This window comes from Fundicoccus culcitae (assembly GCF_024661895.1).
GTDB classification, from domain to species: Bacteria; Bacillota; Bacilli; order Lactobacillales; family Aerococcaceae; genus Fundicoccus_A; species Fundicoccus_A culcitae.
The window spans coordinates 3,116,777-3,142,251 of record NZ_CP102453.1; the positions used below are offsets into that span (position 1 = coordinate 3,116,777).

Here is a 25,475-nt window from a genome sequence, read left to right on the forward strand (position 1 = left end):
AATTGAATATGGAAGAAATCATCGTACAAGGTGGTAACCGTTTGGAAGGTGTAGTTAAAGTTGAAGGCGCAAAAAATGCTGTCTTACCAATTCTAGCTGCAACAATTTTAGCAGAAACTGGGACAACTCGTCTAACCAATGTACCAATCTTAGCGGATGTACATACAATTAATGAATTATTAAATCAAATCAATGTTAAAAACACTTTCGATGAACCAAATAATACTGTTGATGTTGATGCAACCGGTGAAGTATTAACGGTGGCTGATTATGATTTCGTTAGTAAAATGCGTGCGTCTATTGTTGTGATGGGACCCTTATTAGCTCGTTATGGTCATGCAAAAGTGGCAATGCCGGGTGGTTGTGCCATTGGAACACGTCCAATTGACTTACATTTAAAAGGTTTTGAAGCCCTAGGGGCAGAAATACATAGTGCGGCTGGTTATGTTGAAGCAAAAGCTGATAAATTAAAAGGGGCTAAAATATATTTAGATTTCCCAAGTGTCGGCGCGACTGAAAACATTATGATGGCTGCAACCTTAGCTGAAGGTGTAACAGTCTTAGAAAACGTGGCAAGAGAACCTGAAATTGTTGATTTAGCGAATTTCTTAAATAAAATGGGCGCTAAAGTAGTCGGTGCCGGAACGGAAACGATTAAAATTACCGGTGTTGAGTCTTTACACGGCACGGAACATGCGATTATTAGTGATCGGATTGAGGCGGGGACTTTTATGGTGGCTGCCGCTGTTACACAAGGTGATGTGTATGTTGAAGGCGCCATTGCCGAACATAACAAACCTTTGATCAGCAAATTGACTGAGATGGGTGTCAAAATTACTGAATACAATGATGGCGTTCGTGTGATTGGACCAGAAACGTTAAAACCAACGGATATCAAAACGATGCCATATCCTGGTTTCCCTACTGATATGCAAGCACAAATGTCAATTGCGCAATTATTAGCGCAAGGGACAAGTTCCTTAACTGAAACAGTTTTTGAAAATCGTTTCATGCATTTTGAAGAATTACGTCGTATGGGTGCAAAATTCACCATTGATCGCCAAAATATTGTTTTATATGGTCCAGCAGAATTTTCAGGTGCTAGTGTTAAAGCTACTGATTTAAGAGCGGCTGCCGCCTTAATTATTGCTGGTTTATGTGCTAAAGGTCTAACCCGTGTTTCGGAATTAAGAAACTTAGACCGTGGCTACTATCGTTTCCATGAAAAATTAGCTGCCTTAGGAGCAAATATCGAACGTGTGAACATTCAACCGGTAGAATCTAAATCCATTACTATTTCCTCACCTACACATGCTAGTTTTGCTTAATTAAAGTTAAGAAGATGTGACAGACTATGAGTAAAGATATCGGGATTGATTTAGGAACCGCCAACATTTTGGTCCATTTAAAAGGACATGGTGTTGTATTAAATGAACCATCAATCTTGGCCATCGATCGGAAGACACAAGAAGTTATTGCTATAGGTAAAGAAGCATATGAAATGATTGGTCGTACACCAGCATCCATTGAAGTCGTACGCCCTTTAAAAGGGGGCGTCATTGCTGACTTTGATTTGGCTGAGGTATTACTCGTCTTATTTCTAGAGAAAATAAATACACGCTCATGGTTTTCAAAACCAAACATTTTAATCTGTTGCCCCTCGAACATCAGTGAAATTGAACAACTTTCACTGGTGGAAGCGGCTGAACGCGCAACAGGTGGCAAAATATATATTGAAGAAGAACCCAAAATCGCTGCGGTGGGGGCTGGGGTTGATTTGTTAAGCCCTCGTGGTAGTATGGTCATTGATTTAGGCGGAGGAACGACGGATATTGCAGTGCTTTCGGCTGGAGATATATTACATAGTGAATCCATAAAAGTAGCCGGCGATGACCTAGATGCTACGATTATTCAATATTTTAAAGATCAGTTTCAGTTATTAATTGGAGAGCGATCGGCTGAGCAAATTAAGATTAAGTTATCGTCAGCGATGCGCTTAGATGAGGCTGAATTAGAATATGCCGTTGTTAAAGGTCGTGATTTAGCGACCGGATTACCACGTTCAATTAATGTCAACTCTAATCATATTTTTGAAGCGATTGAGCACCATTTGATCTCAATTGCTCGTTTAGCTAAAACTGTTTTAGAAGATATCCCACCTGAGATTGCTTCAGATATCATTGAACAAGGTATCATTATTACTGGTGGGGGCGCCTTAATTTATCATATTGATACGTTTTTGACCGATTATCTGAATGTTAGCGTATTAAAAGCGGATCAGCCGATGACTTGTGTGGCGATTGGGACCGGCTTAATGTTGGATTTAATTTTAAGTGGTAAGTTAGAACGCAACCAAATCACCAAAACAAAAGGGAGTCGGGTTGGGCAATTTTTTAAACGCCTAAAACGACGCTTATTGGGTTAGAATCATAACCTATAAGAATGAATCAGGAGAATTAACATGGAACAAGAAGAATATTTGAAAGAATCAGGCTTTTTAAATGCGCTTAAAATAATTGGGAAAATTATTCTCTTTTTATTGTTCGTTGCTTTGTTCTTTGTCATAGGTTTGTTCATTGGTTATTCGGTTATTGGCGATGGTAATTTTTGGGAAGTGCTGAATCAAGATACTTGGCGGCATATCTTTGAGTTTATTGAAATATAATATTCAAGCTGTAGGGTAGGCATCATGAAGAATTGAAGTGAATGATTGGCTTCAATTCTTTATTTGCCTATCCTTTGTTTGCTATAATAGGTATTGTCTATCTATAGCCATGCTTACCCTTGAAAGGAGTGAATGAATGACGCCATTTAGTATGGGAGAGTTACTTCTATATCTTTACCCACTAGTAATGTATGTTATTATTGAATATTTTTTTAAAGATTATTTCAGCTATTTTTCTGGCTGGCCACTCAGTTACTCCGTAATTTTTATCCCTTCTTGGTTAGTCATTATCTATTGGTTCGGAAGAATTATTTTCCAACTAAATATCCTTCCCTTGGCGATTTTTTTGACGACATTCGTCGTTGCGGTTCATTTATACCAGTATGTAAGAACGATTGATGAGTTTACTTACCAAGCTTATTATCCTAAAGTGACCAAAATTATTTTTACCTCTTTATCTGCTTTTTTATTAGGTTTAATTTTGATTCGTTTTTATGAATATTACCATTTACTTTTCACTTAAGTTTGGGAAAATCTCCCACTTTTTTAAAATCCAACTAAATATTAATCTATCAACCTTTCTAGAAGCTGCTAAAATTTTTAGCAGTTTTTTTTTATGGATTTTTGGTTTTTAGTGGTAGAAAGTGGTAGGATGTGGTAGACTATGTTTAACTTAGACTAGGGGGGATTGTCGTGCTAATTGGAGAATATCAACATAATATTGACACAAAAGGCCGACTAATCATGCCGGCTAAGTTTCGCTTTGATCTAGGCTCACAGTTTATTGTTACTCGAGGTCTAGATGGCTGTTTGTTTGGGTATCCGATGAGCAGTTGGGAAGCCTTACAGGAAAAGTTAAAGCAATTACCACTAGCCAAAAAAGACGCGCGTTCGTTTACCCGTTTCTTCTATTCAGCTGCCACTGAAGTAGAAATAGATAAACAAGGACGGATTAATTTGCCGCAAACACTCATCGATTTTGCTGATATTGAGAAAGAATGCCACGTTGTTGGTGTTTCTGATCGTATCGAAATTTGGAGTAGCAAGCGATGGGAAGAATTTGCCACTGTAGCAGCAGAGAGTTTTGAAGATATTGCAGAAGAAATGATTGATTTTGGATTCTAAATAAGGAGGCTCCATCCATGCAGTTTGAACACGAAACGGTTTTGTTAAAAGAAACTATCGATGGATTAGATGTTAATCCAAATGGGATTTATGTGGATTGTACGTTAGGTGGGGCTGGGCATACCAAGTATTTACTGAGTCAATTGTCACCAAGAGGTCATATTTATGCTTTTGATCAAGATTTACAAGCTATTAAAAATGCAGAGATTATTTTAAAAGATGCTATTAAAAACAAACAAGTTACTTTAATTCATAGTAACTTTAGAAATATTACAAATGAATTAACCAAATATCAAGTCCGTTATGTGGATGGGATTTATTATGATTTAGGTGTTTCATCACCGCAATTAGATCAAGCCGAACGTGGTTTCAGTTATCATCAGGAAGCGCCTTTGGATATGCGTATGGATCAAAGTCAAGTCTTAGATGCTAGTGAAGTCGTCAATCACTGGTCGTATGAAGATTTGGTACGGATTATCTATCGCTATGGTGAAGAAAAATTCGCTAAAAGAATTGCTCGTGCCATTGAAAAAGAGCGAGAAGAACGTCCGATTCAAACGACGACACAATTAGCCGAAATAGTTAAAACAGCCATTCCAGCTGCTACACGCCGCACGGGTGGTCATCCCGCCAAGCGAACCTTTCAAGCCATACGGATTGCTGTAAATGATGAATTAGGTGCGATTGAGGACGCTTTAGAGCAAAGTTTGAAGTTGTTAAAGGTTGAAGGTCGCTTAGCCGTTATATCTTTTCACTCATTAGAAGATCGGTTAGTTAAACAATTATTTAAACAAGTTAGTCAATTACCGGAACTACCGCCCAATTTACCGGTATTACCCGATGAAGCACAGGCGGATTATGTCTTAGTTAACCGCAAGCCGATTGTTGCTAGCGAAGAAGAACTTGAACATAATAACCGCTCGCGTAGTGCTAAATTAAGAATTATTGAAAGACGTTATATTCGTTAAGTATAAAGGAGTGAAAATATGGCAGAACCTATCAGAAATTCATCATCTAATTACTATGTTCAATCAGATAAGCAAGAGAGTATTTATTGGCAAGGTAATTTACAAGTCAATCCATCTACAGAGTCTGAAGAGACAGCAGTAAGTTATCAAGATGTTGAAGCTAAGGCTGTTAGGCGCCATGCTTTCCTAAATACATTTGATAAAGTAGTGATTGCATTGGTTTTTGGGGTTTCGTTTGTGTGTTTATGTTTAAACCTCGTGATTCAATATCAAACGGAACCTATTATAGATGCCACGCAAAATTATCAAAGTCACACAGAAGAGATTCAATTGCAAACGAAAATTTTAATAAATGAAATTGCCGAACAATATGATTATGATATAATAAAGCAAGTTGCAGAACAAGAAGGGATGCAATTAGAAAAATCAAGAGTTAGGAATGTCGGGAATCAATGAAAATACGAAATACGAGAGAGAATCATAACATTCTTTTATTAGCTATTTTTGCCATCCTCACCTTACTTGTATTGCTTATCCGTTTTGGGGAATTAACCATTGCTAAACAATCAAATGGTGTAGACTTAGTTAGCTATGATCAAACGCACGATCAGAATAGAAGTAGTATTACCAATGCGAAAAGAGGGACCATTTTTGATTCAAGTGGGCAGCCTATTGCTTTGGATGCTACTTCTTATTCTATTTATGCCGTCCTTAGAAGTAGTTGGAGTGATAATGTCGTGGAAGATGTTGATAAAACGGCAGAAGCTTTAGCAAAGCACCTCGATTTAAGTCGGGATGAGATATTAGATATCTTATTGAATTTTGAGGCTAGCCAAGTTGAGTTTGGAACCGCTGGTATTAATTTAAGCCCTCAAACAAAAGAAGCGATTGAAGCAGAAAATCTACCAGGGATTATCTTAGTGAGTTCAACCCATCGCCAATATATTAATGATGTCTTTGCCTCCCACCTCATCGGTTATGCTATTCCATCTTTAGAAGCCAATGATAGTCAAGCAACGATTTTAGAAGGTCAAATTGGTATCGAAGCGGCTTACGATGAACGTCTAAGTGGTGAAGCTATCTACTCGCAACAAGAAGCTGAGGGGATTTATTCAGATAGTCTGTTAGGCGAGGATATCTATTTAACGTTAGAAGGTCGTATACAAAACTACTTAGAAGATTTAATGGATCAAGTCTATAACCGCTATTTACCCAAGGAATTAAATGCTTATTTAGTTGAGTTGGATACTGGAAAATTATTGGCAGCTAGTCAGCGTCCAACCTTTCAATTATCAACGCGTGAAGGGATTGAAACCGAATGGCGCAATTTTATTGTGCAAGAAAGTGATGAACCGGGTTCAACTATTAAGATTTTAACCTTGGCTATGGCTAAAGAGCTTGACCTATACGATGATAACGAAACGTTTAAGTCCGGTTCGGTTGAAGTATATGACCAAACCGTGCGTGATTATAATTTATACGGTTGGGGTGATATCACTTTCCAAGAAGGTCTCGTTCACTCTTCGAATGTTGGTATGGTGTATTTGGTGCAACGAATTGGACTCGAACGATGGGTCGAGATTTTAGAAGACTTTGGCTTTGGTCAATCAACGGAGTCGAATTTACCCAATGAATCGTCGGGTTACTTACAGTTTGACAATCCAGTATCCATTATGATGTCTGGTTTTGGCCAATCGTTTTCAGCCACACCTATGCAATTGATGCAAGCTTATACGACCATCGGTAATGAAGGTGAAATGCTTAAAATACAGTATTTGGACCATATTGGTGATCGCAATGATTCAAGCTATGAAGTACAATCTTTAGGACAAAAGATAAGTCCTGAAACCGCCCGTTATATTTTAGACTCGATGGTTTTAACGGTGGAGCATCCGGAAGGGACAGCCCGGCCTTTTTATAATAATGACGTGCGGATTGCAGCTAAAACAGGGACCGCTGAAATTGCTGATGCAGAAAATGGGGGATATTTAACCGGTCCCAATGATTTTTATCACTCGGTCGTTGCCTTTTATCCCGCAGAAGATCCGCAATATATGGTGTATTTATCGATGCAACAACCCTCACAAAGTTATGGTTTAAATGGATCACAAATATTAGCTCAAATTTTTCATCCCTTAGTTGAATATTCATTAATCAATCAATAGAAAGCAGGAACAGTATGTTAGCTACGCAATTAATTAAAGTATTAGGAGATTATCAGCTATTCGGACAACCGCTTGATGAATTAGCTAACATCGATACCTTAATCAATGATTCGCGTCAAGCCCAAACGAATAGTTGTTTTATCGCCATCAAAGGTGAAAATTTTGATGGCCATCAAGCCATAGAAGCGGTTGTAGCCCAAGGCACACAGTTACTAATTGTAGAAAAGTGGGAGGATGCTTGGTTAAAGCTAGAGGCTAGTTTTATCTTAGTTCCCTCGACTTATCGTGCACAAGCCATTTTAGCCAATCAATTTTATGGTGAACCAACGACAAAAATGAATGTGGTAGCTGTGACGGGAACCAATGGTAAAACAACCACCTCTTCGATTATTAGTGATTTATTGAATGTTTTAGGTCATAAAACAGGTTTAATTGGTACCATCCATTATAAGGTGGATCAAACCTATTATCCTGCTGTTAATACCACACCGAATGCTTTAAGGCTACAAGAACTATTTAGTGAAATGGTTGAAGTAGGTGTCAAAGATGCGATTATTGAAGCTTCTTCACATGCCTTAGCTTTAGGACGCTTATGGTATACGGATGTTGATTGTGCTATTTTCACCAATATTACCCGAGAACACTTAGATTTCCATAAAACAATGGAAGCTTATACATACGCAAAAAGCTTATTATTCGCTCAATTAGGTCAAAAATTCAATGATGGGAAACCGCGTTTAGCCATATTAAATGCGGATGATGACCATTCACCTATTATGGCCCAAGCAACGGGCGCTAATATTGTCACCTATAGTTTAAGTGATTCAAAGGCAACGGCTTATATGACTGAATTCCATTCAGGTGTGGGAACGATTGATTTTAAATTTGTCTACCATCAAACCGAATATGCCGTGCAATTGCCCATGCTTGGTGAGTATAATATATCTAATTATCTGGCAGCTTTCCTTTGTCTGGTGACCTTTTATCAATTTGAGCCTGAGGCGGTCGTAAACGCTACGACATCCTTTAAAGGTGTTTCCGGACGCATGCAAGCGATTAATCGCGGTCAAAATTTTACTGCCATAGTCGATTTTGCGCATACGCCGGATGCCATTGAACATGTCCTTAAAGAATTAACGCGTAAGAAAAAACAACGCTTGATTGTCTTGTTTGGCCATAGCGGGGGTAATCGTGATAGTCAAGCACGTCCCGAAATCGGGGATATTTTATTTGAATATGCTGATTATATCGTATTTACAGCGGATAATCCGCGCTTTGAACCCGTGGCTAAAATTTGTCGTGAGTTAATTCAAAATCACACTGAAAAACCTTATACAATTATTGAAGATCGAAAAGAAGCCATTCAACATGCTGTCCAAGAAGCTAAAGTGGATGATATTATTTTGTTTGCAGGTAAAGGTGGGGAATCCTATCAAGTGATTGGTAATGAAAATGTCCCTTATAACGAAGCTGAGACTGTGACAGCCACGATTGATGACTTGTTGAACAAAGACTAAAAATAATAAGGAGCTAAAGATTTTTATGGAAATTGTACTTTCTTTTGCTGTAGCCTTTGCGTTAACAGTATCAATTATGCCTTTCTATATTGGATATTTTAAGTATAGACAAATTGGCCAAAAAACGCGTGAAGAAGGACCGACCTGGCATGAAATAAAAACAGGAACCCCGACGATGGGAGGGGCTGTATTTGTTTTCAGTATTATTGTAACAGCCATAGGCTCAGCTTATTTTCTTGATATGTTAAACGGTTCATTGTGGATGATTGTCTTAACCTTTCTTTTGTTTGGTGGCATTGGTTTTGTCGATGATTTTATTAGTATTTTTAAAAACCGTAATGAGGGTTTAACGGCTAAACAGAAATTCATCACACAGTTAATCTTCTCAGCTGTTGTGATTGCTGTGGGAGCTTTTACGAACGTGTCATTTTACATTCCATTTGGTTTATTTGATATCAGTCATCCTGTTTTGGTAGCTATTTTTGCTTTCTTTTGGATTACAGGTTTTTCTAATGCGGTTAATTTAACCGATGGCTTAGATGGTTTAGCAACAGGATTAAGCATTATTGCTTATAGTGCGTATTTCTATTTAGCTATTTTAGAAAATAATATGACCATTGCGATGGTTTGTTTAGTAGTTGTAGGTGCATTATTAGGGTTTTTATTTTATAATAAGAAGCCAGCGAAAATATTTATGGGTGACGTCGGTTCCCTTGCTTTAGGAGCTGGATTAGCGGTTATTTCAATTCTGCTTAACCATCCATGGAGTTTGTTGATTATCGGTATTGTTTTTGTTATTGAAACAGCCAGTGTTATTCTACAAGTCACTTCATTTAAATTACGCGGTAAGCGAATTTTTAAAATGTCACCGATTCATCACCACTTTGAAATGAGCGGGTGGTCAGAAACCAAGGTTGTCACAGTCTTTTGGCTAGTTGGACTTTTAGCAGCCATTATTTATTTTCTTATATAAGATATCCATGATGCTTAGGAGAGGAAACAAGCATGTTAGAGACAATCAATTTAAGTAATCAAAAAGTATTAGTGTTAGGCTATGCTTTAACGGGTAAAAGTGTCACGCAATTTCTTTTAGAACAAGGAGCAATCGTTACCGTTAATGACCGAGGGGATCTATCTCAAGACCCGTCGGTTCCTTTGTTTATCGAACAAGGAGCAACGTTTGTCACAGGAAGTCATCCTATCGATTTATTGGATGAAAATTTTTCATTTATCGTTAAAAACCCTGGTATCCCTTATACCATCCCAATTATCGAAGAAGCGCTAAGACGGAAAATTCAGGTTATTACAGATGTTGAGTTAGCCTATTGGTTTAGTGAAGCGCCTTTTATTGCGATAACTGGGAGTAACGGTAAGACGACAACCACCCGTTTAATCTATGAAATCTTGCATAATTATCAACCCAAACAAACTTATTTAGCGGGTAATATAGGTATTGCTACCCTTGATGTTGTTAAAAAGGCGACGTATCAAGATGATATTGTGATTGAAATGTCTAGTTTTCAATTGAATGGGACCGAAAAATTTAAACCCGCGATTGCCGTCCTGACTAATATTTACGATGCCCACATCGATTATCATGGGACAAAAGAGGCTTATGTCGATGCTAAAATGCGTATTATTAGACAGTTAACGAATAATGACTGGATTGTGTACAATGCCAATCAACCTATATTGGTTGATTTAATTGCATCTAATGTGGCTAAAAAAGTGCCTTTTGCTGTGGATAATATTAATGAAGCGATTAAAAAGCATGGTGCCTACCTTGAAGATAAGGCATTATACTATCAAGCAGAAAAGATTATCGATATTGAAGATATTCAAATACCAGGTAAACATAATTTAGAAAATATCCTCGCAGCGATAGCCGTCGCCAAACTTAAAGAGGTTCCTAATGATATTATTATAAAAACCATTAAAACCTATCAAGGTATGGCACATCGTATTCAACCGATTGCTGCGAGCCAAGAACGTGTGTTCTATAATGACTCGAAAGCAACCAATATTACCGCGACAATCACAGCCTTAAACAGCTTCACTAATCCGATTGTATATATCGGGGGTGGTTTAGATCGTGGGAATACCTTTGATGATTTAATTCCTTTTGCTAAATTGGTTAAAGCCGCCTTTTTATATGGAGAGACAAAATTCAAAATGAGAGACAGTTTTGAAAAAGCCGGTATCGCAACGATTGAGCTGTTTGATGATTTAAAAGCCGCTACCAAAGCTGCCTACCTAGCAGCTCAAGCTGGAGATAAAGTTTTATTTTCACCGGCGTGTGCTAGCTGGGATCAATTTGATAATTTTGAGCAACGAGGGGATGTCTTTGTCGAAACCGTTGAAGAACTTCTCAATCAAATCCCTTATGAAACTTTAGGAGCGTGATTTAGATGACGCAGTTAAAACGTATTGTCGTTTCTGGAGGGGGGACAGGAGGTCATATTTATCCTGCCCTTGCTTTAATTAAAGCCCTCCTAAATAAATACCCCGACCTAGATGTCTTGTATGTTGGAACCGAAACAGGTTTAGAAGCGTCAATTGTACCTAAAGCGGGGATTGCTTTTGATAGTATTAAAATTCAAGGCATTAAACGGAATTTATCACTTGAGAACCTAAAAGTTGGTTGGTACATGTTAACTAGTACTCGACGGGCGAAAAAGATTCTTGAGCAATTTAAACCAGATGTGGTGATTGGTACGGGTGGCTATGTGTGTGCCCCTGTCTTATTAGCAGCTTCTAATCTAGGGATACCAACGATTATTCATGAACAAAACAGCGTGGCTGGCTTAACAAATAAATTTTTAGCCCGACATGTGGATATCATCGCAACTTGTTTCAAAGAGGTTGAACAGGATTTTGCTAAATACCCAACGAAAATCCGCTATACAGGTAACCCGCGTGCTCAAGAAGTTGTCCAAATCGAAGTAGACAAAGAGGCTATTTATCATCAATATGATTTAGATCCTACTTTACCTACCGTTTTAATTTTCGGCGGGAGCCGTGGTGCACCGGCTATCAATCAAGCGGGCTTAGCCGCTTTACCTATGTTTGAGAATAAAAAGTATCAGGTTATTATGGCAACTGGCCAAAGTCATTACGATGATTTTGTTAAAGAACAACCTCATCGCTTTAGCAATTTAACTCAAAATATTAAAGTAGTCCCTTATATTGAAAATATGCCTGAATTATTAAATGTTTTAGACTTGGTTGTTTGTCGAAGCGGAGCAACTACTTTAACGGAATTAACCGCTTTGGGAATCCCAAGTATCTTAATTCCTAGTCCTTATGTTACTGATAATCATCAGGAAAAAAATGCTTTAGCTTTAGTCAATCATCAAGCCGCAATTATGATAAAAGAAGAAGATTTAACGGGCGAAAAGTTATATAATCAAATAGATGGGTTAATTAACAATCCATCTCAGATTGAACACATGGCTCAAAGAGCTCGCCAATTAGGAATGCCTAATGCAGCGGACTTATTAATTAAGGAAATTGAAAACTTAATGTAGTTTTAGACATTTCATCGTGGATTGGAGGTGATGACATGCCAAACTATCGGATCGATTCTGAAAACAGTAATCATCAAGAAGCTGATGAGGATCTACTTGAGTACGAAGAAGACTATCGTTATAGTGGAAATTATCGTATAGATGATGAAACATCAAAGCAAGTAAGTCGTAGACAACAAAGAGAACAAAGTAAGCCGTTCAACCACCATCGTCCCCGTAAACAAGCTAATATTTATCAATATAGCGATTATTATCAATGGGATGATCATTCACCAAACAGAACGCAAAATAAGGTTGATAGACCTGTCAGAAGTACTAATACTTACGCTGATTATCCGAGCCCTTATGAAAATCAACCTTTAATGAAATGGTATCATCGTCTGCAATATCGTTTGTTAATGCAGAGTGAAAGTCAAAATAGTCAATTACCTAGAGGAAGATTGAAACTTTTGTCCATTGTTGTTATTATTTATTTAGTTATGTTAGTTACTGCTTGGCAATTAATGCCATTTAATAAAGTGAATCAATTAGTTGTGTCTGGTAACCAATTAGTTGATGCTAATCAATTAGCTATGTCAACCGGGATTCGTGATTACGATTTGGTTGATGAAGTTATCTCTAGACGTCAAACGATTGAAACCAACATGATTGAAAATTTTCCAGTTGTGGAAAGTATTGTTTTTAAACGTGATAATTGGGATCAATTAGAAATTGTCGTTAATGAGCATCATGTCGTAGCCACCATGGGTGAAGGAGATACACAACAGTTTATTTTAGAAAATGGTGAAAGTATTTACGCCGCTAGTGGTTCTAATCTTGCTTCAATCAATGCTAATCAATTGCCAAGGTTAATCAATTTTTCCGATGATCAGCAAATTACAGATTTAAGTAAAATTTTAAGACAAATTGAACCAGAAATTTTAGCCATGATATCAACGATAACGCCATCTACTGATGCAAATAAGCCCAATGGGATTGAAGTTGTGATGAAAGATGGTAATTTAGTCAAAGCAATTATCGTTACTTTTGCTCAAAAAATGAATCACTATCCAGAGATGCTTAATCAAATTGGAAACACATCAGGTATCATCAATTTAGAAGTAGGTGCTTATTTTGTCCCTACAGCTGCAAACGCGAATAGTATAAAACTAGATAGCCAATAAGAAATTGAGCAAATTAATAAATGATTACACTTTGCATTTTTTCTTCATAAAAAGCCTAGTTTGTGATAATATTGTAGGAAAGTATAATTTAGATATAAGTCATCGCATTATATTTTTCTGAACGAAGAAGGGAGCTAATTCCTGAATGAGAAAACCAGAAATATTTGTTAGTTTAGATATAGGTACGACTTCTATAAAGGTGGTTGTAGCGGAGTATATTAACGGACAAATCAATATCATCGGTGTTGGGAATGAAAAATCACGGGGGCTTAGCCGAGGCGTTATTGTTGATATTGACGAAACAGTCTATTCAATTCAACAAGCCATTGCTCAAGCTGAACGTAAAGCAAGTGTGAAAATTAATGAGGTAGCAGTTGGCATACCTAGTAATAAATTAATGATTGAAGAATGTCATGGAATGATTGCTGTTTCAAGTGAGAATCGTGAAATAACAGCTCGCGATGTTGATAATGTCATTTCTGCAGCTAAAGTGCGTTCAATTCCTCCTGAACGTGAAATCGTTGCTATCATACCGGAAGAATTTATTGTGGATGGTTTTAACGGTATACGTGATCCCCGTGGAATGATTGGGGTTCGACTAGAACTATATGCACAATTGTATACGGGTCCTAAAACAATCATTCATAATATTAGACGTTGTGTGGAGAAAGCGGGTCTAAGAATTAATGAACTTGTGTTACAACCGCAAGCAATCGCATCGGTAGCTTTATCACAAGATGAACGGACATTTGGTACGGTGATTATCGATATGGGTGGCGGCCAAACAAGCGCATCCGTTATTTATGATAACCAGTTAAAATATTCCTATGTTGATCAAGAAGGTGGTGACTTTGTCACAAAAGACATTTCACTTATCTTGAATACTTCATTGGATAGTGCGGAACGGATTAAGAGAGAGTATGGCTATGCTATTTCGTCTGAAACTTCGGAAGATGAATATTTTCCAGTTGAGACGGTTGGACGTAAAGATCCCGTTCGTGTGGATGAAAAATATTTATCTGAAATTATTGAAGCACGCTTAGTCCAAATATTTGAAAATGTTTATGATGATTTACAAGCTGTGGATGCTTTAGACTTACCAGGTGGGTTTGTTTTAACTGGTGGAGCAGCTTCTTTACCAGGCGTACTTGAGTTGAGTCAGAGGTTCTTTGGTGAAAAAGTACGTATTTATATCCCATCACAAATGGGAATGCGTAACCCAATCTTTACCACGAGTATGGGAATGATTGATTATGTCGCTAACTTAGATGAAATTCATCGTATTGCTCAAGGAACTTATCGTCGAATTGAACCCTCACCAAGTCGTCAAACAAGTGGACAAGCAACGACGAGTCGTTCGCCTGAATCATCCCGTCCGCGTCAATCACAAGCTTCAAGTTATCAAAGACAACCACAACAACCAACCACGTCAGCTCGCGAAACTGAGCAACGATACAACGATTACCAACAAGAACAATCAAATCAAGCAAACAGTGATTATGATGAAGCAATGTATTATGAAGAAACTGATTATAACGCAAATAATGATTCACCATCAAATGATGAGAATTCGTCTAGCGTAACATCAAAAGTTCGATCTTTTTTTAATACATTTTTCGATTAACTAAAGTAAATAACAGGAGGAGAACACATCGATGGAATTATCATTTGATGCAAATATGAATCAGGAAGGCGCAGTTATCAAAGTTATTGGTGTTGGTGGTGCCGGTGGCAATGCCGTAAACAGAATGATTACGGATGAAGTTCAAGGGGTTGAATTTATTGTTGCTAATACCGATACACAAGCACTCAAAGGGTCAAAAGCAGAAATAAAAATACAATTAGGACCTAAAGTTACGAAAGGTCTAGGTGCAGGTTCACTTCCTGAAATTGGTGTCAAAGCTGCTGAAGAAAGTGAAGAACAAATACGTGCTGTGTTAGAAGGTGCGGACTTAGTATTCGTTACAGCCGGTATGGGCGGTGGTACGGGAACGGGAGCAGCTCCGATTGTTGCCCGTATTGCTAAAGATTTAGGCGCTTTAACCGTTGGCGTTGTGACACGTCCGTTTACCTTTGAAGGACCAAAACGGGGACGTTATGCTGCTGAAGGGTTGAAGAATTTAAAAGAAAATGTTGATACACTGGTGGTTATTTCTAATAATCGCTTATTAGAAATCGTTGATCGTAAGACGCCGATGTTAGAAGCTTTTAGTGAAGCTGACAATGTGTTACGTCAAGGGGTACAAGGTATTTCTGATTTGATTACAGCTCCAGGATATGTAAACTTGGACTTTGCCGACGTTAAGACGGTTATGAAAGATCAAGGAATGGCCTTAATGGGTATTGGTGTGGCTTCTGGTGAAAATCGTACCGCTGAAGCGACTAAAAAAGCTATTTCTTCGCCATTACTTGAAGTGTCAATTGATGGGGCAGAGCAAATTTTACTTAATATTTCTGGTGGAGCTGATTTAAGTTTATATGAAGCACAAGATGCCAGTGAAATCATTGCAGCAGCTTCAACTAGCGATGTTAATATTATTCTAGGTACGTCTATTAACGATAGTTTAGGGGATGAAGTGGTCGTAACAGTTATTGCAACAGGTATCGAAAACGAAAAATCTGAACGCAATAAACCCCAAGCCCGCCAACAAAGAAGTTCCTTTACCAATCAATCAAATACAAACCAAGCTTCAAATGAAACGAGTCGTCATGAACAGTCACAACCTACTTCAAGAAAGAAAGCCGAAGAAACGGAACGTGATTTATTTAGTGACTGGGATATTAAACGGGAACAAAACACGCGTGATGTTTCTGTCGGAGGCAATGATTCGGTCCCTCAAAGAACCTTTGAACGTCCAGCTGATGAAAGTACTAAACGAAATATTGAGGCTTCCTCTGATGAAGACGAATTGGATACCCCCCCATTCTTTAGAAAACGTCATCGTAATTAATTAAATTAAGCCTTCATTGTGAGGAAACACAGATTGTGTTTCCTCTTTTTGCAATTTTGTAGTAGAATAAAGAAGATTAGAATGAGAAGAGGAGAAAAACATGCAAGGGATTCTTAGTCTGCTTTTACGACTATTAGATTTATATCAGCTAGTTTTGGCGGTTTATGCATTGTTAAGTTGGTTCCCAGGTGGACGCCAAAGTAAACTTGGACAAATCATCACAAAGCTGAGCCAACCTTATATAGATATCTTTGATCGCTATATTCCACCCATTGGTGGCGTAAGTTTCAATGTTATTTTTGCCATTTTAGGAATTCAATTAGTTCAACGTGGACTAATTATGATATTTAGTATATTTTAGTGAGGGGTTATTATGAATGAGACTGTTTATCAACATTATCGTAAAGAAGAAGCAGCCTTCATTGATCAAGTTTATAGTTGGATGCAACAAGTAGAAAATCGTTATACACCTTATGTTAGTAATTTTTTAACACCAAGAGAAGCGATGATTGTCACGCAACTCGTCAATACCAATGAGGATATATTGTTGGCTTTTGATGGTGGCTATGAAAACGCTGAAAGACAACGTGCTTGTTTATATCCAAATTATTTTGAACCAAGTGCGGATGATTTTAAAGTAGCAGCGTTAAATTTAAATTTTCCCGTAAAATTTGCGAATATTACACATGGGAAGATTTTAGGGACTCTTTTATCAACAGGCGTTGAAAGAGGTCGTATTGGTGATATAATTACGGATGGTGAACGATGGCATATACTCGTTGATCAAACAATGGAAGATTTTTTCATCCAACAAGTGAATAAAATTGGCAATGTTGGTGTGAAACTTGAGCCCATAGATAAAAATCAATTATTGACACCCATTGAAACATGGCAAACAATTACGATTATTTCTAGTTCACTTCGACTGGATGCACTCATTTCTAAAGTTTACAATTTTTCAAGACAAAGGGCTAAAGATTCGATTGCGGCTGGCTTAGTCAAAGTGAACTTTGTTGAAATGGACCGCGGCGATGCCCTCGTGGGTGTCCAAGATATTATTTCAGTTAGAAAATTTGGGCGTTTTTGGATCCAAAGTGTTGAAGGATTGACTAAGAAAGATAATTATCGTTTGCTTGTAAATGTCTTAGAAATTTAATAACTAAGTTGCTTAAAAATGTTATAATAGAAACGAAGGTATTTTTGAGAAAGGTTGTGTTTAAATGGCACTGACTCCCAATGAAATTTTACATAAAGAGTTTGATACAAAATTTAGAGGTTTTGATCAAGAGCAAGTTAATGACTTTTTAGATTTAGTTGTGGCTGAATTTGAAAAATTAATTAAAGAGAATAATCAATATGAACAAAAATTAGAATCACTTCAAGAAAAAGTTGATTATTTTAATCAACTCCAAGACTCATTAAATAATTCAATCGTGGTTGCCAATGAAGCGGCTGAACGTTTGAAACAAAATGCGCGCAAAGAAGCCGAATTAATTCTATTTGAAGCAGAGCGTGAAGCGGATCGGTTGATGGAAAAAGCCAACAATCATTCGGCAGATGTTATTTCGGGAACGGAAGAATTAAGACAATACGCGATTGACTATCGTCATAAACTTCAATCGATGTTAAATGATTATCAAGACCATGTGAATGACGAAAAGTATAGCAGTCTATTCCAAGAAAATCCTCACTTAGAGAAAATAGAAGCCTCACTTGATTACCGGGTGACGAATGAAAAAGTTGCTCAACGATTAGATGAGTTAGAACAATCTTCAAATGAGGAATTGGTTGATAATACGCCAAGTTCAGCCATTAATGCCGAGGATTTTGACGCACCAGAAGATTTGGATGCTTTAATTACAGAAGAAACACTGGTTGAAGAAATACCTATGGAAGAAGGACCGACGAGAACACGCACAAGCATGGCCTTAAGCCGTGAAGAATTGAGTGAACTCGTTGATGATGAAGACAGTGACATTGAATCATTGTTAGCTGATTTAGATTTAGAAAACGAAGCGAATAATCGCAAAGCCGTTCAAGAATTAGAAACAGAAAATGATTTAAGAGGCGAAAGTATTCTAGGTCAAACCATAAGAATTGATTTGTCAAGAGACGATCGTTAAAACGAAATACGGTTAATATATTATATTCTAGCGAGTTAAGGTTGGTGTGAGCTTAACATTCCCTAATATATTAATTATCCTTCGTTAAAAAGTTTTAGTGAACATGAAAGTAACTAAACCGCACTAATTGCGTTATCATTATTTAAGTGGGTATTTGTTAATAAATACCAATCTGGGTGGTACCGCGTGCAAACGTCCCTTTCATAATAATGATAGGGGCTTTTTTTGAGTTTAAATTAAAAGGAGTCTTTACTAAATGAAATTGAAAGATACATTAAACCTTGGCAAAACAAATTTTGATATGCGAGCCAACTTACCTAAAAAAGAAGTTGCTTTTCAAGAACAATGGGAAAAAGAAAATTTATATCAGCAGATCCAAAAGAAAAATGTGGGTAGACCGGCTTATATCTTACATGATGGCCCTCCGTACGCTAATGGTTCATTACATATGGGGCATGCGCTAAATAAAATTACGAAAGACTTTATTGTCCGCTATAAATCTATGTCAGGTTTTCGCTCGCCCTATGTTCCAGGCTGGGATACGCATGGGTTGCCAATTGAATCGGCTTTAATTAAACAAGAAGGCATTGATCGAAAATCTTTAACTACCGCAGAATTTCGTGATTTATGTAAACAATATGCTTTGAAACAAGTCGATAATCAACGCGTAACATTTAAACGCTTGGGTGTTACGGGGGAATGGGACAATCCTTATTTAACCTTAAAACCTTCTTACGAAGCAGCTCAACTGCGTGTTTTTGGAAAAATGGCTGACAAGGGATACATATATAAAGGGTTAAAACCTATCTATTGGTCACCATCAAGCGAATCATCATTGGCAGAAGCCGAAGTTGAATATAAAGATATCACTTCACCTTCAATTTATGTCGCCTTTAAAATAAGCAACGGTAAAGGTGTTGTACCAGAAACAGCGGAATTTGTCATCTGGACAACGACACCTTGGACATTGCCTGCCAACTTAGGGATAACCGCTAGTGCTGATGCTGTATATGTTTTGGTTGAAGTTGGAGACCGCCAATTCATTGTGGCTAAAGAATTATTATCTTCAGTTGCCCAGGCCTGTAATTGGCAAGACTACACAATTGTGGATGAATATAAAGGGGCATCGTTTGATGGTATCCTTGCACAACATCCATTTTATGACCGGACGTCCTTATTAATGTTAGGGGACCATGTTACTTTAGATGCAGGTACGGGCTTAGTCCACACGGCACCTGGACATGGGGAAGATGACTACCATATGGCGCTAGAACATAATCTACCTATCTTATCACCCATTGATAACCGTGGCCATTTTACTGACGAAGCCCCAGGCTTTGAAGGCATGTTCTATTTAAAAGGCAATAAAGTCGTAATGGAAATGTTAGAAGAGAATGGCCAATTGTTAGGTCGTTCCACGATCGTCCACTCCTATCCCCATGACTGGCGAACAAAACAACCCGTCATTTATCGTGCAACACCACAATGGTTTGCCTCGATCGAAGCCTTCCGTTCCGAATTGTTAGAGGCAGTTGAAAATGATGTTACTTGGTATCACCCATCAGGCCAACGTCGGATGTACAACATGATTCGTGACCGTGGTGATTGGGTTATCTCAAGACAACGGGTTTGGGGTGTCCCATTACCTATTTTCTACGCCGAAAACGATGAACCTATCTTATCTTTAGACGTCATTAACCATGTGGCTGATTTAGTTGAAGTTCACGGAACGAATATTTGGTTTGAATGGGATGCCAAAGATTTATTACCTGAAGGATATACTCACGAAGGCAGCCCTAATGGTGAATTCACCAAAGAATTAGATATTATGGATGTTTGGTTTGACTCGGGAACTTCTTATGCTGGTGTCTTGGAGCAACGTGAAGACCAAACTTTCCCAGCCGATTTATATTTAGAAGGTTCTGACCAATATCGTGGTTGGTTCAACTCTAGTTTTACTACATCGGTTGCGGTTAATGGTATTCCACCCTACCGGGGGGTTTTATCCCAAGGCTTCGTTATGGATGGTAAAGGCGAAAAAATGAGTAAATCGCTCGGAAATGTCATTGTTCCTGAAGATGTTATGCAAGAATTAGGGGCTGATATTATCCGATTATGGGTTGCTAGTGTAGACTATGAAAATGATGTGCGTGTTTCAAAAGATATTTTGAAACAAGTATCGGAGTCTTACCGTAAAATCCGTAATACGATTCGTTTTATGTTATCCAATGTTAATGACTTTGATGTAGCAAAAGACGCCATTGCTGAAGCCGATTTGCGTCCAGTGGATCAATATCTTTTAGCTAAATACCGTGTATTTGTTTCTGAGGTAAATAAAGCCTATGATGAGTTTAAATATTTAAATATTTACAAATCCGTATTGAATTTCATTACCAATGATTTGTCTGCCTTTTACCTTGATTTTGCTAAAGATGTTGTTTACATTGAAGCAGAAGATAGTTTTTCAAGACGTGCTATGCAAACAGTGATTTATGAAGTCTTACATGGTTTGATTCGTTTATTGACACCTATTTTATTACATACAATGGAAGAAGCCTGGGCAGAATTACCTGGCGTAGAAGGTTATGTTCAATTGCAAGATGTTCCTAAATTTGAGGATGTAACAGCGGATAAAGAACTTATTGCCCAATGGGACGATTTCTTTAAGCTCCGTCAAGGTGTGCATAAAGCGTTAGAAGAAGCTAAAAATAAGGCTGAGGATCCTATTAAGAAATCATTTGAAGCTAGTGTAGAAGTCTATTTAGATGCAGCTAAACAAGAACAAATTAGTGGCTTGTCTGATCACTTAGATCAGTTGATGATTGTTTCGCATTTTGCTATGCATGACATCAGTGAAGCACCGGAAGATGCCATGACTTTTGACAATTTTGCTGTGAAAGTTTCACGGGCTCAAGGTCATGTTTGTGAACGTTGCCGTGCGGTGAAACCAGAAGTCGGAACGATTGAAGAAGCACCTGAACTTTGCCACCGTTGCTTTACAATTGTGAAAGAAAACTTTCCAGAATATTTGACTGATAAAGACTAATAAATATCTCTGGGGAGGCGTTACAAAAACAGAGTGGGTTTAAATAATAGTGGGACTATCCGTCCTTAACACTATTATTTAAACCCACTCTGTTTTTTTTGCTAATTAGATTATTACCATGGGCGGATACCCCAGTAGTTTAGCCCATCTTGGATGATGGTTTGTTCAGGGATTCCTTGAATAGAATGCATTTTGGTTGAATCATCATTGGGGTCATTAACATAAACAAGGCCGTCTTGATAACCCCGGATGAGGATGACATGCCCCCCTAAGGTAAAATAGCCTGGCCCAACCGACGTCACAATTAAGTAACCTTCATTTAAGCCTTGGATGGCCTGTTGAAAGTCGTTGCCGTAATCAGTCACTTGATAATTGAATGCTTCGCCAAAAGCCGGATAGAGTTGCCATGAACTGCCTTGATAATCCATATAATAATTATTCGATGACCAGCGTGTAATGTCATTGGGAGTTGTCAGTGAACCTGAAAAATAGCTATCTACCATAGCTAAAACGACAATCGCACAGCCATTTTCCCAAATGGTACGACTACCATCTGTCCCGTAGGCATCATTTGCCCATTGGGGATCATTTTGATTGAGAAGGGGAACATTATACTGATTAATATGAGCGATATCGATATAAGTAGCAGGGTTTTCTGGTAGAAAGATATAACCCAAATCTTTAGGGTTATCTTGATTGGTATAAATTGTTTGATTAATAATGGCTTGATTTTCAAGTAAATAATTTTCATTTTCCTCAGCTACTTCACGATACATGGCTTCGTTGGGATGATGTGATTGCAACATCAAAAATAAAGTAACCCCCATCCCGATTAATACAATAATGAGAATAAATCCAATAATCAAATGATTACGACGATGTGGGTTTTTTGCTTGGGTCTTTCTTGCCAATTCATCTCCTCCTTAAAATATGTAACACTTACTATTAGTATAACTGATTTTATAAAAAAAATAGCTAAAAAAAGCACTTGGTCCGTTTGTTGGGCTAAACGGACCAAGTTGGGAGGCATTGTGATATTTATTAAAGGGTTAACGTTGATGTTTTTCGCGTGAATAAGCTTTTTGTTCATCGGAAATAACCATTAACTTATCGCGTAAATCAAGTTCCATTTCATTTAAGGTTTGTTCGGCAGCTGCACGTTGACGACGACCTTCTGATTGAATTTGTAACGTTTCTTCCAGTGTAGAAATAAGGTTACTTTGGGTTTTTTGTAACGTTTCTAAGTCGATAACGCCTCTTTCAGATTCGCGAGCTGTATCGATGGCTGATTGTTTCAACATTTCAGAATTTTTAAGCAATAAATCATTGGTCGTTTGTGATACTTGACGTTGCGAAACGGCCGCCTCTTGTTGACGTAAGAGTGAAAGGGCAATCGTGATTTGATTTTCCCACAATGGAATAGCTGTATGAACAGATACTTGAATTTTCTCTGCTAAAGCCTGATTGGTATTTTGAATCATACGTATTTGGGGTGCTTGTTGAATCGTCATTTGACGGGTTAAACGTAAATCATGCGTCCGTTTATCTAAGCGATCTAGAAACTGATTAAGGTCATTAACCGTTTGAACATCCATCTGATTCGTGCTCTGACGGGCTTTCTCGATAGCTTCAGGTATAATTTTTTCTTGTAATTCCTGCATCTTCAATTCACCAGCAGCAATATAAATATTCAGTGCCTCAAAATAGTCTTTATTTTTTTGATACAATTGCTCTAACATTAAGTTATCGTTGAGTAAATCATTTTTTTCTCTTTCAAGTCGAATAGCCACTTTATCAATTTGGCTACCAATTTTTTGATATTTCGTTTGCGTTTCGGTGATAGAAGCTTTCACTTTACCAAACAAACGACTAAATAATTTAGGGGAGGTCGTTAATTCTTTTGGGTTTGATTCACCTAACTGAGTCATCAAATCAGTTAAGACATCGCCGACTTCACCCGTATCTTTTATTTGAATATTGTGGAGCATCGAGTGTGAAAATTCACCTAATTTTTTCTGAGCATTGGCTCCATAGGCAATGACGGCATTCATATTAGTTTCGTCAATTTGAGATGCTAAATCGATGGCTTGTTTTTGGCGATGTTCGGGCAACCGATCAATCAATTTTTCAGTAGTTATTTTGCGTTTACTTTGAACCTCTGCTTCTTTAAGTTGATTGGCATATTCAAATGAGTGCTCATCGACCTCTTCATCAAAAGGATTCGATAGTAAGTCTTCAATAGAATCTGTATATGAAAAAGAAGATGGTGTCGGTTGTTCAGTGTCATCTAGTGGCTGCAACAATTCATCTAAATCTCTGTTATCGTTCGAATCGGGCATTAGTATTCCTCCTTGTTGTTGGGTGTCGTTGATTCTGTCTCATTGAAGAAATCATCAATAAGGTCCTCATTACTATGATAACCATTATCCTTAATTAAGTCATCTACTAAGTCGTCAGATTCTTCATAGGTTGAAGTATGTGAATGTCTTAAATTTTTTTCGACATATTTAATTTCATCATCTAAATCATTATAGGTGTCTTGGTGGAAAAGCACATACTCTTCTGAAATTTGTTGACATAATTCATCAATTATTTGAGCACTACGATCTAAAATGATATACGTTTGTTTGTTTTTGGCAACATGACTATTGATTTCATTATATTTTAAAATTAAATCTTCTAAGCTTGGAAGATATTTATATAAAAAGGTGCTGGCTTGCGCAATTCGTTGGGGTTCTTCAACGATATCTTTAAAGAAACTTTGCAACACTTTGTTGGTGTTGTGCCTTACTTCAATGGCACGTAATTTGGCGGTTTGACCAAATATTTCATTAATATGTTCAATTTGTTCTTTAGCAGGCGCCATTTGTTCTCTAAAGTAATCGATGTCTTGATCCGATAAGCCTTGTTCATAATAATGCTCACGAATATTTTGCTTCACTTTTGGTTGGTGCTTCGTTTGGGTAAAGTGTGCTTGTGACAAATTTCCTGTAATTAAACTTAAGAATAAGGAAAATACGACACTCATTGCCGTTCCGATTAAGATCATAATTGCTAGGGTCATGATTCCTGAGAAAAATCTATCGGGTCCATAATACATATAGCCCATGTTCTGGTTTATCGTTATACCAAAAAAGATGGTTAAGATAATACCTATATAATAAAAGAAACGCATAGCTGGGTGGTCGGTAATTTTTGTCGCTTGGTGAAACAAAAGACTTAACCACCACAAACCTAAAGTAACAAATATGGCAACGAGTAATAAATCAAATATACCTGTTGAAAAGAAAATATTAATGGCTAATGAAATAATCATAGCAATCGCATAGTATTTTACCGTGTTTTGAAAATAATTCCGATTACGATCATACACTGAAGCAAATTTCGGCGCTTTTTTCGCTTGCGTCAGATTGTATAAGGGTATACCTATGATTAAAATGAGTTGAATGAAAATGGCGAAAATTGAAAAATCAGTATGTAAGTACATTTTTAATGCCTCCTTAATTATTTTACACTATAATTGTAGCATAGACTTTTTTGATGATTATCGGACTTGAGGCTTATCTTCTATTCATGTTTTATGATATATCATTAAGTTTACTATGATTAGAAGGGATTTTAATAATGAAAGTATCTAATGATGAAGTTGGTTTTTTAAAGGATGATAAACTGCGTGCGACTGAATTAGTATTTGATGGAAAAATAATTCAAGTTTATAAAAATCAATTAGAAATAGAAGCAGGCTTAGTTGTAGAAAGAGAATTAATCCACCATCAACCGGCTGCAGCCGTATTAGCTATAACCAATGAAGCAAAAGTTATTCTAGTTAAGCAATATCGGCCGGCAGTAGCCCAAGCAATATTTGAGATACCGGCAGGATTATTAGATCGAATGGATCAAAACTTTGAGGAAGCTCTTGTTGGAGCCAAAAGGGAATTAGAAGAAGAAACAGGCTACCGGGCCAATAAGTGGCAAGCTCTACAGACCTTTTATTTATCCCCTGGTTATTTAAATGAGGAGATTACTTTATTTATAGCAACTGATTTGTATCTAGCTCCCAATCCTCTCGCTCAAGATGAAGATGAACGCATAGAGATTTTTTACTTTTCAAAAGATGAGATTAAAAATTTGTTAATGAAAGGTAAAATAGTCGATTTAAAGACTTTATTTGCTTTACAATACTGGGTGAATCGTGAAGATTAGTGGAAGTAGTTCAGAAAGGAGG

23 protein-coding genes are annotated in these 25,475 nt (G+C 37.4%); 20 read left to right on the forward strand and 3 right to left on the reverse strand.

Annotated elements, in window-relative coordinates; genetic code table 11:
- The first annotated feature begins 8 nt into the window (after positions 1 to 8).
- The 19 genes from murA (at position 9) to ileS (ending at position 21,250) form a co-directional block, all read left to right on the forward strand.
- Positions 9 to 1,328, forward strand: coding sequence for a UDP-N-acetylglucosamine 1-carboxyvinyltransferase (gene murA, locus NRE15_RS14090; protein WP_313793497.1), 1,320 nt, complete (start codon positions 9 to 11; stop codon positions 1,326 to 1,328).
- A 26-nt stretch (positions 1,329 to 1,354) separates the two neighbouring features.
- The gene (mreB, locus tag NRE15_RS14095) at positions 1,355 to 2,425 is read left to right on the forward strand and encodes a rod shape-determining protein (RefSeq protein WP_313793498.1); all 1,071 of its coding nucleotides are present in this window, start codon (positions 1,355 to 1,357) and stop codon (positions 2,423 to 2,425) included.
- A gap of 36 nt (positions 2,426 to 2,461) precedes the next feature.
- Positions 2,462 to 2,665, forward strand: coding sequence for a DNA-directed RNA polymerase subunit beta (locus NRE15_RS14100; protein WP_313793499.1), 204 nt, complete (start codon positions 2,462 to 2,464; stop codon positions 2,663 to 2,665).
- 136 nt (positions 2,666 to 2,801) lie between these two features.
- The gene (locus NRE15_RS14105; RefSeq protein WP_313793500.1) at positions 2,802 to 3,188 is read left to right on the forward strand and encodes a hypothetical protein; all 387 of its coding nucleotides are present in this window, start codon (positions 2,802 to 2,804) and stop codon (positions 3,186 to 3,188) included.
- Between the two features lie 170 nt (positions 3,189 to 3,358).
- Positions 3,359 to 3,790, forward strand: coding sequence for a division/cell wall cluster transcriptional repressor MraZ (mraZ, locus tag NRE15_RS14110; protein ID WP_313793501.1), 432 nt, complete (start codon positions 3,359 to 3,361; stop codon positions 3,788 to 3,790).
- 17 nt (positions 3,791 to 3,807) lie between these two features.
- Entirely contained in the window at positions 3,808 to 4,758 is a 951-nt protein-coding gene (gene rsmH, locus NRE15_RS14115; RefSeq protein WP_313793502.1) for a 16S rRNA (cytosine(1402)-N(4))-methyltransferase RsmH, read from the forward strand.
- Positions 4,759 to 4,776: 18 nt separating this feature from the next.
- Complete coding sequence (locus tag NRE15_RS14120; protein ID WP_313793503.1) at positions 4,777 to 5,214, forward strand: hypothetical protein; 438 nt, start codon at positions 4,777 to 4,779, stop codon at positions 5,212 to 5,214.
- Positions 5,211 to 6,923: a peptidoglycan D,D-transpeptidase FtsI family protein gene (locus NRE15_RS14125; protein WP_313793504.1), complete on the forward strand. Its 1,713-nt coding sequence runs from the start codon at positions 5,211 to 5,213 to the stop codon at positions 6,921 to 6,923. The genes NRE15_RS14120 and NRE15_RS14125 overlap by 4 nt, the downstream gene beginning before the upstream one ends.
- 14 nt (positions 6,924 to 6,937) lie before the next feature.
- Entirely contained in the window at positions 6,938 to 8,440 is a 1,503-nt protein-coding gene (locus NRE15_RS14130; RefSeq protein ID WP_313793505.1) for a UDP-N-acetylmuramoyl-L-alanyl-D-glutamate--2,6-diaminopimelate ligase, read from the forward strand.
- A 25-nt stretch (positions 8,441 to 8,465) separates the two neighbouring features.
- Positions 8,466 to 9,413 (forward strand): phospho-N-acetylmuramoyl-pentapeptide-transferase, encoded by a 948-nt coding sequence (gene mraY / locus NRE15_RS14135; protein ID WP_313793506.1) that lies wholly within the window; start codon positions 8,466 to 8,468, stop codon positions 9,411 to 9,413.
- A gap of 32 nt (positions 9,414 to 9,445) precedes the next feature.
- Positions 9,446 to 10,843, forward strand: coding sequence for a UDP-N-acetylmuramoyl-L-alanine--D-glutamate ligase (murD, locus tag NRE15_RS14140; protein ID WP_313793507.1), 1,398 nt, complete (start codon positions 9,446 to 9,448; stop codon positions 10,841 to 10,843).
- Between the two features lie 5 nt (positions 10,844 to 10,848).
- Positions 10,849 to 11,967: an undecaprenyldiphospho-muramoylpentapeptide beta-N-acetylglucosaminyltransferase gene (murG, locus tag NRE15_RS14145; protein ID WP_313793508.1), complete on the forward strand. Its 1,119-nt coding sequence runs from the start codon at positions 10,849 to 10,851 to the stop codon at positions 11,965 to 11,967.
- Between the two features lie 35 nt (positions 11,968 to 12,002).
- Positions 12,003 to 13,130: a cell division protein FtsQ/DivIB gene (locus NRE15_RS14150; protein WP_313793509.1), complete on the forward strand. Its 1,128-nt coding sequence runs from the start codon at positions 12,003 to 12,005 to the stop codon at positions 13,128 to 13,130.
- 145 nt (positions 13,131 to 13,275) lie between these two features.
- The gene (gene ftsA, locus NRE15_RS14155) at positions 13,276 to 14,754 is read left to right on the forward strand and encodes a cell division protein FtsA (protein WP_313793510.1); all 1,479 of its coding nucleotides are present in this window, start codon (positions 13,276 to 13,278) and stop codon (positions 14,752 to 14,754) included.
- A gap of 31 nt (positions 14,755 to 14,785) precedes the next feature.
- A complete protein-coding gene (gene ftsZ, locus NRE15_RS14160) occupies positions 14,786 to 16,081 on the forward strand; it encodes a cell division protein FtsZ (RefSeq protein ID WP_313793511.1) in 1,296 nt (431 codons plus the stop codon).
- A 100-nt stretch (positions 16,082 to 16,181) separates the two neighbouring features.
- On the forward strand, positions 16,182 to 16,442 hold the full coding sequence (locus tag NRE15_RS14165; RefSeq protein WP_313793512.1) for a YggT family protein: 261 nt from the start codon (positions 16,182 to 16,184) through the stop codon (positions 16,440 to 16,442).
- Between the two features lie 12 nt (positions 16,443 to 16,454).
- Positions 16,455 to 17,237, forward strand: coding sequence for a YlmH family RNA-binding protein (locus NRE15_RS14170; RefSeq protein WP_313793513.1), 783 nt, complete (start codon positions 16,455 to 16,457; stop codon positions 17,235 to 17,237).
- 64 nt (positions 17,238 to 17,301) lie between these two features.
- A complete protein-coding gene (locus NRE15_RS14175) occupies positions 17,302 to 18,204 on the forward strand; it encodes a DivIVA domain-containing protein (RefSeq protein WP_313793514.1) in 903 nt (300 codons plus the stop codon).
- A gap of 256 nt (positions 18,205 to 18,460) precedes the next feature.
- Positions 18,461 to 21,250, forward strand: coding sequence for an isoleucine--tRNA ligase (gene ileS, locus NRE15_RS14180; RefSeq protein WP_313793515.1), 2,790 nt, complete (start codon positions 18,461 to 18,463; stop codon positions 21,248 to 21,250).
- Positions 21,251 to 21,363: 113 nt separating this feature from the next.
- Here the strand turns inward: ileS and NRE15_RS14185 are convergent, their stop codons facing one another.
- The 3 genes from NRE15_RS14185 to NRE15_RS14195 form a co-directional block, all read right to left on the reverse strand.
- Positions 21,364 to 22,161, reverse strand: a complete 798-nt coding sequence (locus NRE15_RS14185) for a C39 family peptidase (RefSeq protein WP_313793516.1) — start codon at positions 22,159 to 22,161, stop codon at positions 21,364 to 21,366.
- Positions 22,162 to 22,299: 138 nt separating this feature from the next.
- Positions 22,300 to 23,589, reverse strand: a complete 1,290-nt coding sequence (locus NRE15_RS14190) for a toxic anion resistance protein (RefSeq protein ID WP_313793517.1) — start codon at positions 23,587 to 23,589, stop codon at positions 22,300 to 22,302.
- The gene (locus NRE15_RS14195) at positions 23,589 to 24,737 is read right to left on the reverse strand and encodes a 5-bromo-4-chloroindolyl phosphate hydrolysis family protein (protein ID WP_313793518.1); all 1,149 of its coding nucleotides are present in this window, start codon (positions 24,735 to 24,737) and stop codon (positions 23,589 to 23,591) included. Before NRE15_RS14195 ends, NRE15_RS14190 begins: the two co-directional genes overlap by 1 nt.
- 137 nt (positions 24,738 to 24,874) lie before the next feature.
- Between NRE15_RS14195 and NRE15_RS14200 the strand changes: the two genes are divergently transcribed.
- Positions 24,875 to 25,453 (forward strand): NUDIX hydrolase, encoded by a 579-nt coding sequence (locus tag NRE15_RS14200; protein ID WP_313793519.1) that lies wholly within the window; start codon positions 24,875 to 24,877, stop codon positions 25,451 to 25,453.
- Positions 25,454 to 25,475 lie beyond the last annotated feature (22 nt).

Coding starts and splice junctions, on each gene's coding strand:
- murG (WP_313793508.1), top strand. CDS start 10,849: ATGACGCAGTTAAAACGTATTGTCGTTTCTGGAGGGGGGACAGGAGGT.
- NRE15_RS14200 (WP_313793519.1), top strand. CDS start 24,875: ATGAAAGTATCTAATGATGAAGTTGGTTTTTTAAAGGATGATAAACTG.
- mreB (WP_313793498.1), top strand. CDS start 1,355: ATGAGTAAAGATATCGGGATTGATTTAGGAACCGCCAACATTTTGGTC.
- murA (WP_313793497.1), top strand. CDS start 9: ATGGAAGAAATCATCGTACAAGGTGGTAACCGTTTGGAAGGTGTAGTT.
- NRE15_RS14130 (WP_313793505.1), top strand. CDS start 6,938: ATGTTAGCTACGCAATTAATTAAAGTATTAGGAGATTATCAGCTATTC.
- NRE15_RS14105 (WP_313793500.1), top strand. CDS start 2,802: ATGACGCCATTTAGTATGGGAGAGTTACTTCTATATCTTTACCCACTA.
- NRE15_RS14175 (WP_313793514.1), top strand. CDS start 17,302: ATGGCACTGACTCCCAATGAAATTTTACATAAAGAGTTTGATACAAAA.
- NRE15_RS14190 (WP_313793517.1), bottom strand. CDS start 23,589: ATGCCCGATTCGAACGATAACAGAGATTTAGATGAATTGTTGCAGCCA.
- ftsZ (WP_313793511.1), top strand. CDS start 14,786: ATGGAATTATCATTTGATGCAAATATGAATCAGGAAGGCGCAGTTATC.
- NRE15_RS14195 (WP_313793518.1), bottom strand. CDS start 24,737: ATGTACTTACATACTGATTTTTCAATTTTCGCCATTTTCATTCAACTC.
- NRE15_RS14120 (WP_313793503.1), top strand. CDS start 4,777: ATGGCAGAACCTATCAGAAATTCATCATCTAATTACTATGTTCAATCA.
- ftsA (WP_313793510.1), top strand. CDS start 13,276: ATGAGAAAACCAGAAATATTTGTTAGTTTAGATATAGGTACGACTTCT.
- rsmH (WP_313793502.1), top strand. CDS start 3,808: ATGCAGTTTGAACACGAAACGGTTTTGTTAAAAGAAACTATCGATGGA.
- murD (WP_313793507.1), top strand. CDS start 9,446: ATGTTAGAGACAATCAATTTAAGTAATCAAAAAGTATTAGTGTTAGGC.
- ileS (WP_313793515.1), top strand. CDS start 18,461: ATGAAATTGAAAGATACATTAAACCTTGGCAAAACAAATTTTGATATG.
- NRE15_RS14100 (WP_313793499.1), top strand. CDS start 2,462: ATGGAACAAGAAGAATATTTGAAAGAATCAGGCTTTTTAAATGCGCTT.
- NRE15_RS14150 (WP_313793509.1), top strand. CDS start 12,003: ATGCCAAACTATCGGATCGATTCTGAAAACAGTAATCATCAAGAAGCT.
- NRE15_RS14125 (WP_313793504.1), top strand. CDS start 5,211: ATGAAAATACGAAATACGAGAGAGAATCATAACATTCTTTTATTAGCT.
- NRE15_RS14165 (WP_313793512.1), top strand. CDS start 16,182: ATGCAAGGGATTCTTAGTCTGCTTTTACGACTATTAGATTTATATCAG.
- mraY (WP_313793506.1), top strand. CDS start 8,466: ATGGAAATTGTACTTTCTTTTGCTGTAGCCTTTGCGTTAACAGTATCA.
- NRE15_RS14170 (WP_313793513.1), top strand. CDS start 16,455: ATGAATGAGACTGTTTATCAACATTATCGTAAAGAAGAAGCAGCCTTC.